Source organism: Vibrio sp. V43_P6S15P86, assembly GCF_009904725.1.
Lineage (GTDB): Bacteria > Pseudomonadota > Gammaproteobacteria > Enterobacterales > Vibrionaceae > Vibrio > Vibrio diabolicus.
Genome location: NZ_WXWT01000107.1, coordinates 1 through 11,154 on the forward strand (window position 1 = coordinate 1; position 11,154 = coordinate 11,154).

General features: G+C 44.5%; 10 protein-coding genes. 6 read left to right on the forward strand and 4 right to left on the reverse strand.

What is annotated here, in order from left to right:
* The 5 genes from clpX to CAG69_RS04475 all read left to right on the forward strand — a co-directional run.
* Positions 1-1,013, forward strand: a 1,013-nt coding sequence (clpX, locus tag CAG69_RS04455) for an ATP-dependent protease ATP-binding subunit ClpX (protein ID WP_161442928.1), incomplete at its 5' end; no start/stop codon positions are given.
* Positions 1,014-1,143: 130 nt separating this feature from the next.
* The gene (gene lon, locus CAG69_RS04460) at positions 1,144-3,495 is read left to right on the forward strand and encodes an endopeptidase La (protein WP_005390529.1); all 2,352 of its coding nucleotides are present in this window, start codon (positions 1,144-1,146) and stop codon (positions 3,493-3,495) included.
* A 191-nt stretch (positions 3,496-3,686) separates the two neighbouring features.
* Positions 3,687-3,959: an HU family DNA-binding protein gene (locus CAG69_RS04465; RefSeq protein WP_005382341.1), complete on the forward strand. Its 273-nt coding sequence runs from the start codon at positions 3,687-3,689 to the stop codon at positions 3,957-3,959.
* Positions 3,960-4,160: 201 nt separating this feature from the next.
* A complete protein-coding gene (gene ppiD / locus CAG69_RS04470; RefSeq protein WP_161442930.1) occupies positions 4,161-6,020 on the forward strand; it encodes a peptidylprolyl isomerase in 1,860 nt (619 codons plus the stop codon).
* A 224-nt stretch (positions 6,021-6,244) separates the two neighbouring features.
* Positions 6,245-6,529 (forward strand): ComEA family DNA-binding protein, encoded by a 285-nt coding sequence (locus tag CAG69_RS04475; RefSeq protein ID WP_161442933.1) that lies wholly within the window; start codon positions 6,245-6,247, stop codon positions 6,527-6,529.
* 98 nt (positions 6,530-6,627) lie between these two features.
* Here CAG69_RS04475 and rrtA read toward each other — a convergent pair whose 3' ends face one another.
* A complete protein-coding gene (gene rrtA / locus CAG69_RS04480) occupies positions 6,628-7,179 on the reverse strand; it encodes a rhombosortase (RefSeq protein ID WP_161442931.1) in 552 nt (183 codons plus the stop codon).
* 3 nt (positions 7,180-7,182) lie between these two features.
* Between rrtA and CAG69_RS04485 the strand changes: the two genes are divergently transcribed.
* Positions 7,183-7,797 carry a tRNA-uridine aminocarboxypropyltransferase gene (locus CAG69_RS04485; protein ID WP_005390535.1) on the forward strand — a complete coding sequence of 205 codons (615 nt, stop codon included), beginning with the start codon at positions 7,183-7,185 and terminating at the stop codon, positions 7,795-7,797.
* A 6-nt stretch (positions 7,798-7,803) separates the two neighbouring features.
* Here the strand turns inward: CAG69_RS04485 and CAG69_RS04490 are convergent, their stop codons facing one another.
* From CAG69_RS04490 to CAG69_RS04500, 3 genes are all read right to left on the reverse strand, one after another.
* Positions 7,804-9,126, reverse strand: a complete 1,323-nt coding sequence (locus tag CAG69_RS04490) for an anti-phage deoxyguanosine triphosphatase (protein ID WP_048626158.1) — start codon at positions 9,124-9,126, stop codon at positions 7,804-7,806.
* Between the two features lie 15 nt (positions 9,127-9,141).
* Positions 9,142-9,726, reverse strand: a complete 585-nt coding sequence (gene yfbR, locus CAG69_RS04495; protein ID WP_031780152.1) for a 5'-deoxynucleotidase — start codon at positions 9,724-9,726, stop codon at positions 9,142-9,144.
* Positions 9,727-9,816: 90 nt separating this feature from the next.
* A complete protein-coding gene (locus CAG69_RS04500; protein WP_005390543.1) occupies positions 9,817-11,031 on the reverse strand; it encodes a pyridoxal phosphate-dependent aminotransferase in 1,215 nt (404 codons plus the stop codon).
* Positions 11,032-11,154: the final 123 nt, after the last annotated feature.

An 11,154-nucleotide genomic window follows, 5' to 3' on the forward strand; every position in this document is an offset into this window, starting at 1 on the left:
CAGTTGCGGTATATAACCACTACAAGCGTTTACGCAATGGTGATACAACGAGTGAAGGTGTAGAGCTTGGTAAAAGTAACATCCTTCTAATTGGCCCAACAGGTAGCGGTAAAACACTACTTGCTGAGACATTAGCTCGATTCTTGGATGTGCCATTTACAATGGCAGACGCAACCACACTAACCGAGGCTGGTTATGTGGGTGAAGACGTTGAAAACATCATCCAAAAGCTTCTGCAAAAATGTGATTACGATGTAGCTAAAGCTGAACGCGGCATCGTTTACATTGATGAAATTGATAAAATTTCACGCAAAGCTGAAAACCCATCTATTACGCGTGACGTATCTGGTGAAGGTGTTCAGCAGGCGCTACTAAAACTTATCGAAGGTACGGTTGCTTCGGTTCCACCTCAAGGTGGTCGTAAGCACCCTCAGCAAGAATTCCTACAAGTGGACACGTCGAAGATCCTGTTCATCTGTGGTGGTGCATTTGCTGGCCTAGATAAGGTGATTGAGCAGCGTGTTGCAACAGGTACAGGTATTGGCTTCGGTGCTGAAGTTCGTTCTAAAAACGAATCGAAGACCGTGGGTGAGCTATTTACTCAGGTTGAGCCTGAGGATTTAGTGAAGTACGGACTCATTCCAGAATTCATTGGTCGTCTTCCTGTGACAACAACACTGACTGAGCTTGATGAAGAAGCGTTGATTCAGATCCTATGTGAACCGAAGAACGCATTAACCAAGCAATACGCAGCATTGTTTGAGCTTGAAAACGCCGAACTTGAGTTCCGAGAAGATGCGCTGCGCGCTATCGCTAAGAAAGCAATGGAGCGTAAGACAGGTGCTCGTGGTTTACGCTCGATCCTTGAAGGCGTATTACTGGAAACCATGTACGAACTGCCATCTGCGACAGACGTAAGTAAGGTCGTGATTGATGAGTCCGTCATCAATGGTGAGTCAGAGCCATTGCTTATTTATAGCAACTCAGACAATCAGGCCGCTGGAGCAGAATAAATTCAGCCGTAATGAAAAAGGAGGTAAGTAATTACCTCCTTTTTTTTATTTCTCTTATTGAATCCAAACAATTAGCCCCCATATAAATCGATAAGTAATACGTAAACGTGAAAGCGGAAGAGAGAATTATATGAACTTGGAACGTTCCGAGCGTATCGAGATCCCGGTACTACCTCTACGTGACGTAGTGGTCTACCCGCACATGGTTATTCCATTGTTTGTTGGTCGTGAGAAATCGATTAGCTGTTTAGAAACGGCGATGGAAACCAACAAACAAGTTCTTCTTGTGGCACAAAAGCAAGCTGATACTGATGAGCCTACGGTTGACGACCTATTTGAAGTAGGTACGGTAGCCACCATTCTCCAGCTACTGAAGCTTCCGGATGGCACAGTAAAAGTACTGGTTGAAGGCCAGCAACGTGCGAAAATCAATCACTTTAAAGAGAGTGACTTCTTCCTAGCGGAAGCGGAATTTGTGGTTACGCCAGAATTGGATGAGCGTGAGCAAGAAGTGATTGTTCGCAGTGCGATCAATCAGTTTGAAGGCTTTATTAAGCTAAACAAGAAGATTCCACCAGAAGTTCTCACCTCACTCAACGGTATCGACGAAGCGGCTCGCTTAGCGGATACTATTGCAGCTCATATGCCGTTGAAGCTGGTGGATAAGCAGCAAGTACTTGAAATTGTTGATGTCACTGAGCGTCTGGAATTCCTAATGGGCCAGATGGAATCAGAGATCGATTTGCTGCAAGTTGAAAAACGCATTCGTGGTCGCGTTAAAAAGCAAATGGAAAAATCTCAGCGTGAGTACTATCTGAATGAGCAAATGAAAGCGATTCAGAAAGAACTTGGTGAGATGGAAGACGCACCAGACGAGTTCGAAACGCTGCAGAAGAAGATTGACGAATCAAAAATGCCTCAAGAGGCACGTGAAAAGACTGAGCAAGAGCTGCAAAAGCTTAAGATGATGTCTCCAATGTCTGCCGAAGCAACAGTGGTTCGTAGCTACATCGATTGGATGGTCAGCGTGCCTTGGGCTAAACGCTCAAAAGTTAAGAAAAATTTAGCGAAAGCAGAAGAGATTCTTAATGAAGACCACTACGGTCTAGAGCGCGTAAAAGAGCGTATTCTTGAATACTTGGCGGTTCAAAACCGAATCAATAAGTTAAAAGGTCCAATCCTTTGTCTTGTTGGTCCTCCAGGTGTGGGTAAAACGTCTCTTGGTCGTTCAATTGCTTCTGCTACAGGTCGTAAGTACGTTCGTATGGCGCTGGGTGGTGTACGTGATGAAGCCGAAATTCGCGGTCACCGCCGTACTTACATTGGCTCATTGCCAGGTAAATTAATCCAGAAGATGTCGAAAGTTGGCGTGAAGAACCCATTGTTCTTATTGGACGAAATCGACAAAATGTCTTCAGATATGCGCGGCGATCCGGCATCAGCGCTACTAGAGGTACTTGATCCTGAACAGAATAACTCGTTCAACGATCACTACTTAGAAGTGGATTACGACCTTTCTGACGTTATGTTCGTTGCAACCTCGAACTCAATGAACATTCCAGGTCCATTGTTAGACCGTATGGAAGTTATTCGTTTATCTGGTTACACCGAAGACGAGAAGCTGAACATTGCAAAACGTCACCTTGTTGATAAGCAAGTGAAGCGCAATGGTCTAAAACCGGATGAGATCATCATTGAAGACTCTGCGATTATTGGCATCATCCGTTATTACACTCGTGAAGCGGGTGTCCGTAACTTAGAACGTGAGATCTCTAAGATCTGCCGTAAAGCCGTGAAGAACATCTTGCTGGATAAAGACATCAAGTCAGTAACGGTAACGATGGACAACCTAAAAGAGTACTTGGGTGTTCAACGTTTCGATTACGGTAAAGCGGATGAAAGTAACCGAATTGGTCAAGTGACAGGTCTAGCTTGGACAGAAGTGGGTGGTGATCTGCTAACGATTGAAACTCAATCCATGCCAGGTAAAGGTAAGCTGACGCAAACGGGCTCTCTTGGTGACGTGATGCAAGAGTCTATCCAAGCCGCAATGACAGTAGTTCGCTCTCGTGCAGAAAAACTGGGTATCAATACTGACTTCTACGAGAAGAAAGATATTCACGTGCACGTACCGGAAGGCGCGACGCCAAAAGATGGCCCAAGTGCGGGTACTGCAATGTGTACTGCTTTGGTTTCAGCTCTGACAGGTAACCCTGTGAAAGCAGAGGTAGCGATGACGGGTGAAATCACACTGCGTGGTGAAGTCCTACCTATCGGTGGCCTAAAAGAGAAGTTACTTGCGGCACACCGTGGCGGCATTAAGACTGTGCTAATTCCAAAAGACAACGAGCGTGATTTGGAAGAGATTCCTGATAATGTTATCGCTGATCTGGAAGTCATCCCTGTACAGTGGATTGATGAAGTACTGAAAGTCGCACTAGAGCGAGACCCGACGGGCGTTGAGTTTGAGTCTCAAAAATAGTGATGTGCAGCAAAAATAAGTAAAAGTTTACGCTGATAAGTCTAAAAAGGCTTGTCAGCGTTTTTTTTGGGCGCTAAGTTAGTTTCGATAGCTGCCAGCCCTTGACGAATAAGGGATGGAGCATATTTTCTTAACAATGGAACGAAAGTCATCACAAAAATAATCACAGATGACACAAAGGGGAAATTACAGTGAATAAAACTCAGTTAGTAGAACAAATCGCAGAAAATGCAGACATTTCTAAAGCGTCAGCGGGTCGTGCTCTAGATGCATTCATCGAAGCAGTAAGCGGCACTCTTCAGTCTGGTGATCAAGTTGCTCTAGTTGGCTTTGGTACATTCAGCGTTCGTACTCGTGCTGCACGTACTGGTCGTAACCCAAAAACTGGTGAAGAAATCCAAATCGCAGAAGCAAAAGTACCAGCTTTTAAAGCTGGTAAAGCACTGAAAGACGCTTGTAACTAATCACAGCGTTAATTCTGTAACCGGCCATTTGCTTAACTTTTGCTCAAACAATAAGTTTCGAACAAAAATTTACAAACTTCGAGCCGAACTTTCTTAAATTATGCGCATCATACTGATGCGCATTTCTTTTTCTGATATTATTGCGCCATTATTTCTATTAGATAGAAGCAGTAGGCTTCAATTGTGGAGAGCAGTTAAATTATGATGGATCGACTACGCGAAGGCGTGAATAGCATCGCGGTCAAAATTATCCTTGGGCTTATCATCCTGTCTTTCGTTTTTGCAGGTGTGGGTAGCTACATCGTTAGTGGTAACAACAACTCTGCAGCGAAAGTCGGTAACACTGAGATTCCTCGTGGTGAGTTCGAGATGGCATACCAAAATGAGCGTAACCGTATGCAAGCTCAGTTGGGTGACTACTTCTCTCAAATGCTGGCTGACCCTGCATATGTTGAATCTTTCCGCAAATCCGTTTTAGATCGAATGATCAATGACGTGTTGCTTGACCAACAAGCAGAAGCTTTAGGTCTGCGAATCAGCGACACCCAAGTTCGCAGCATGATTCTAGACATGCCTCAATTCCAATCTAATGGTCAGTTCGATCAAGAGATCTATCAAGCTTCTCTGCGTCGTGCAGGCTTTTCACCAGACTCTTTTGCTGAGTACATGCGTCGTGAATTGGTTCGTGAACAACTGCTGAATGCACTACAAAACAGTGAATTTATTCTGCCAGGTGAAGTACAGGCAGAAGGTAAGCTGTTCACTCAAACTCGTGATATTCGCACGATTAAAATCGACTTAGCAGAGTTTGCGAAAAACATTGAATTGACTGACGAAGAAATTCAACAGTACTACAAAGCAAACCCTGATAACTTTACTCGCCCAGAGCAGGTTAAAGTCGCTTATATCGAACTGTCTGCTGAAGCGCTAAAGGAACAAGTTAATGTTTCTGATGCTGAGGTGAAAAAGTACTACGATGAGCACTTAAACAAATACTCTTCAGAAGAGCAGCGCCGTGTCGCTCATATTCTTGTAGAAGGGGACGATGAAGCAAAAGCGCAGGCTATCCTAGATGAGCTAAATGCGGGTGCAGATTTTGCAACGCTTGCTCAAGAGAAATCTGACGATTTTGGCAGCGCTGAAAACGGCGGTGACTTAGGTTGGATTGAGCGTGATGTGATGGACCCTGCTTTTGAAGAAGCGGCATTCGCGTTGAAGAATCCAGGCGATACGTCAGGTCTAGTAAAGTCGGACTTTGGTTACCATATTATCAAGCTTGAAGAGCTAAAAGACTCTGTGGCGAAGCCATTTGAAGAAGTAGCCGCTGAAATCAAACAAGAAATGGTTGACCAACAAGCGGTTGATCAATTCTACGAGCTACAAAGTGAGCTTGAGCGCGTAGCGTTTGAATACCCAGACTCATTGTATGACGCTTCTCAAGCCGTTAACCAAGAAGTGAAGACAACGGACTTTATTTCTCAAGTTGACGCACCTGAAGTGCTTCGTAACCCTGCGGTAATGCAAGCTATCCTTAGCCCTGAAGTAAAAGAAGATGGCTTAAACTCTGAAGCTATCGAAGTTGCACCTGAACATATTATTGTGGTTCGTGTTGAAGATGCACGTGATGAGACGGTTCTTCCACTAGAAGAAGTGAAAGATCAGGTTATTGCAGAGCTTTCTCGCGTTAAGGGTGAGCAAGATGCGATGGAACTTGGTACACAGGTTGTTGCTGCATTGAAAGAAGGTAAGACAGATGTGCTTACTGAAAACAACCTTGAATTTGGTGAACAAGAGACAGTAGATCGCCGTTCTCCGTTGGCAACAACGGTATTCGCGATGGCAAAACCAGTCGATGGTAAGCCAGTATATGGTCAGTCTAAAGATCTTGAAGGTAACATTGTTATCATCGAGCTTGATGCTGTAAATGCTGAGCTAGATAGTGAGTTAGAAGAGCAAGTTGCGATGCAAATGCAGCGTGCATCTTCTCAGCAAGACCTATCATCTGTGCTAGCAGTACTGCGCGCAAACACTGACATTGAGTACTTTATTGTGAGCAACTAAGCACAATTAGTGTAATTTGCATGTTAACTAAAACGGACCGCATAAGCGGTCCGTTTTATTTTTGTCTTTATTAACTTCAATCATCAATAAGCATTACTTAAATTAGTGCGCGTTTAAGTGATACCAGTCATTGCGAATATCGGGTCATCTAGGTTTGTTAACTGATAGTGACTTGCTCCCGATGACTAGTTTTAGCCTACTATTTTGGAGATTGTATGTTCAATATGAAATGGATTTTGACATTGTGCTTATTTGTTTTTGCGCCTTTTAGCATGGCTGCGGATTCAGCCACTGACAAATATGAAGGAATTGAAATTACCGTAAATATCAACACGGCCTCTGCTGAAGAAATAGCGACCATGTTGAAAGGTATTGGTGAGAAGAAAGCGCAGAGTATCGTGGACTACCGCGAGGAGCATGGCCCTTTTAAAACGGCAGCAGATTTGAAGAGCGTAAAAGGCATTGGTGAAGCGACAGTTAAGAAAAACGAAGGCCGCATTTTACTGTAGCTTGATGTATTTCAGATATTGAGTCTGAATTCAGAACAATATCTGTTTCCCTATTACTGCTTTCCCGAACCAACCCCTCTTTCGTGGTTCGGGATTTTTTAACCGAATAAACGACGGCGAAAGCCTTTTTCCATTAGAGACATTGTTAACCCACCGAGTGCGCCAAATAAATGAGCATCAATAGCAACGTTTGCGCCGATAAGCGCCGCAGTGCTGCTTGATGGACCATAGATCTGCTCCCATGCTACTTTGGCAATAAGCCCGCCGACCAACAACAAGCTGCTTCTTCTGCTTTCAAAGACTTCTCTGAGTGCCCAGAATCCAAATAGTCCGTGTAGTACGCCAGATAATCCCACGTACACCGACATGTTGGTAAACAAATTCATTGCGCCAACAAATGCGCACAAGAGTGAGAAAACGATAAGGAAGTTGCGAGTGCTTGGACGAAAAATAAAAGTAATGATCCACAATCCTGCCAGGTTCATCCCTAAGTGCGCAAAGTTGGTATGTGTGAGATTTCCTGTTACGATTCGCCACCATTCGCCATGGCGTATATTGTAGCTGTGCCACTCGGTTAGGCTTGCCATTGGCTCGAATTGAAGTATCAAACAGATCACGCTGATAATACTCAGCAAGGTATAAAGGTTCACTCTATGTCTCGTTATTGTTCTCGTTGTGGAAAATCGCAAAAAGCGTGTATTTGCCAATGGATTGTACCGTTGGCAAGCGAGGTAGAACTTATCATTCTTCAGCACACGAGTGAAGAACATCGTCCGCTTGGTACGGCACGGATTCTCAATTTGAGTTTAGATAACTGTATTTGTCTGATAGGAGAGGACTTTTCTGGTGATGATGTCTTAAATCACTTGTTGGCGGATGAATCATATCAACATTTTGTTCTTTACCCATCGGAACAGTCACGATGCATCTCTGAAATTAATCAAGCGAGCCGTAGTGTATCTAAGAAAATACGTTTGATTTTGCTCGATGGGACGTGGAAAAAAGCGTACAAAATGTGGCAGCTTTCTAGCAATTTACATCCACTCCCAACCGTGCAATTACCGAAGCAATTACAAGGGCATTACACCATTCGTAAAGCGCCCTCTGAGAATAGCTTATCGACAGTCGAGGCAGGTTATCATTCGCTTCGCTTGCTTGAACCCGAGAGAGACTTTACACCGCTTATGCATGCCTTTGAAAAGATGATCGAATTCCAAATCGCCCAGATGCCGCCGGGCGTATTTGAAAAGAATTACTTGAAAGGTTGAGTGTTACTAAAGAACGATGGAAGAGAATAGCTGACGGTGAAGCTTTTGCGCGTGTCCATCGGTCATAGCAGAAATGTAATCGGCGATGACTCTCATCTTATTGCTCTCGCTTTTCGCTTGGCACCACAGTTCTTTTGTATGAACAGGCAGCAAGCGCTCTGGGTCCGCTGTTAACGCTTCAAAAATATCCATAATAATTTGCTGACCCTTATACTCAACGATCTGGACCTGCGGGACTTGGATAACGAAGGTGCTGACAAAGTGCTTGAGTACGTCAAGTGCACGTGCCATTTGTGGCTCTAAACACGCATTCCAAGACAGTAATGGATTACTGAAAGACTCATCCACCGCCTTAATTGAAATGCTGGTCAGCAGGGCGTTAACCATACCACCGATGGCATCTTTCCGCTCATGATGCTTACCGCTAAATAGCATCTGTCCGATGGAATCGATATGAGCTTCAAACCACGGGTCGCCACAGTCCGCTAATTGACTTGCTGCGCCTTCTTGCCATTGCTGGCGTGTCACCATACCAAGTACGATTGCATCTTCTAAATCATGAACGCCGTAGGCGATATCATCCGCTAGCTCCATGATTGAGCAATCGAGTGATTTAAAGCGCGTTTTACTGTGCTCAAACTCCGATTCTGGTTTTGAGCGCATTAGGCTAAGCAATGCCTTGTCGTTGTCAGAAAGCGGTGCAATTACCCAATCAAATAAGTCTTTATCACAATCATAAATGCCCTTAGCTGGGCTCCAATCTTTGGCTTTTAGTTTACGTTGATGCTCAGCTGGTTGAGGCAACTTGACGGAGCGTGTTTGACTAATAAGGGCAGGGTACTTAATCAAACCAAGCAGTGTGCGGCGTGATAAATTCATTCCGAAATGCTCAGTATAAGGCTCTAACTTAGTGACGATACGAAAGGTTTGGGCGTTCCCCTCGAAACCGCCATGTTCGCGCATTACGTAGTTTAGAGCGACTTCTCCCCCATGACCGTATGGAGGATGCCCGATGTCGTGCGCCAAACATAATGAATCAATTAAGCTGTCTGATGGTAATAGATCACGGAACTCTGGTTGTTTTTTCTTTAACTGGGCGACGATACCGGTCCCGAGTTGCGACGCTTCTAAGGAGTGTGTTAGCCGGCTGCGGTGAAAGTCTTCCAAGCTATTGCCGTGTACTTGGGTTTTTGCTTGTAAGCGTCGAAATGCAGCCGAGTGAAGAATGCGCGCTCGATCTCTTTGGTACGGGCTTCGATGGTCGTCACGACGTATTTTATGCTCATCATCATGGCGCTCTTGCCATTGTGGGTGTAATTCAAACGACACGATTATCTCCGTAAGCTAACTGATTTCATCTAACGATAATTCGAAACTTGGGGCAAAGGTATTGAGGAAGTAATCCATTTCAGGCGTTCTACGTTCTTGCAAAGTGATGTCTAAGCGTTTTTTTGCCAGAGCGAACTCATGATTGCCTGCGCTTAGTTCTTCGAGACATTTTAAATAGGCACAGATGGAGTCGGCTTGCTTGACGATTTTTGCGTCCTCCTCGTGTGCAGAATGAGAAAGAAGGTAGGGGGCAAATTCATCTTGGAACTCTTCCGGTAACATTGAGAGTAATTTTTGTTCCGCTGCTGATTCTATCTTCTTATATTCTTTGGCAATTTCAGGGTTGTAATACTTCACTGGGGTTGGAAGGTCACCCGTTAATACTTCGCTAGAGTCATGGTACATGGCAAGAATCGCGATGCGTTCTGGATTGAGGTTGCCGCCGAACTTTTTGTTTTTAATTAGGGCAAGGGCATGAGCGACAAAAGCAACTTGTAAGCTATGCTCTGAAACGTTTTCTGGTGAGACGGACCGCATTAAAGGCCAGCGTTGGATCAGCTTCATTCGAGCCAGGTGGGCGAAAAAATGGCTTTCTTTCATGGCTTTCTCCGTTTCTGGTTTAAAAAAGGAACTCACTAGGAGTTCCTCTAAGCATATGAGAGAACAGCACTAATTACTACCAGTGATTCATTACTGGCTGTAGGTTGATAGGAATCGCTCAAAACGTCCAATGGCGATTTCTAGATCTTCAACGTGTGGCAGTGTCACGATGCGGAAATGGTCTGGTTTTGGCCAGTTGAAACCGGAACCTTGCACCAGTAAGACCTTCTCTTGTTTTAAGAAATCTAAAACCATCTGCTGATCGTTCTTGATGTTGTACATTTTAGTGTCGATTTTCGGGAAGAGGTACATCGCACCCTTAGGTTTGACACAAGAAACACCAGGAATCTGATTGATCAGTTCATAAGCTCGGTTGCGCTGCTCTAATAAGCGTCCGCCAGGTAAAATCAGTTCATTGATACTCTGGTATCCACCTAACGCGGTTTGAATCGCATGTTGCATTGGTACGTTTGCACATAAACGCATCGATGAAAGCAGCTCCAAGCCATTCACGTACCCTTGAGCCAGATGTTTAGGCCCCGTTAGGAACATCCAGCCACCACGGAAACCACAAACACGGTAGGCTTTTGAAAGGCCATTGAATGTCATGACTAGCACATCTTCAGTGAGTGTGGCGACTGAGGTATGTGTTGCACCGTCGTACAACACTTTGTCGTAGATCTCATCTGCGAAAATGATCAGTTTGTGCTGGCGTGCTATCTCAATCACTTCAAGTAGGAAGTCACGGCTGTATACGGCACCTGTCGGGTTGTTCGGGTTGATCAGAACAATGCCACGTGTCTTTGGTGTGATTTTCTTTTTGATGTCTTCAAGGTCTGGGTACCAGTCTGCACCTTCATCACATAGGTAATGAACCGGCTTACCGCCTGATAGTGCAACTGAAGCTGTCCACAACGGGTAATCGGGAGCTGGGATTAGCATTTCGTCGCCATTATTTAACAGCGCTTGCATGGCCATCACGATCAGCTCAGACACGCCGTTACCCACATACACATCTTCGACATCTAGCGAGCGGATACCTTTACGTTGATAGTGTTGGACCACGGCTTTACGAGCAGAGTAAATGCCTTTGGAATCACAATAGCCTTGAGAAGTCGGCAGATTACGAATCACGTCGACTAAAATCTCATCAGGGGCGTCAAAACCAAATGGGGCAGGGTTACCAATGTTTAGCTTTAGGATTTTATGCCCTTCTTCCTCCATGCGCTTAGCATGTTTGAGTACAGGACCCCTAATGTCGTAGCAGACATTATCGAGTTTTGACGACATCCCGATATTTTGCATTGTATAATTCCTAAAAATTCGTTAATTTCTTTATTAAAATACAATAATTTGTTTTTTATTAGAATATATATCTGTAAATTATCTGTTTGCTGGTTAAGTTTTGCTCGTTTGCTATCACAGGAT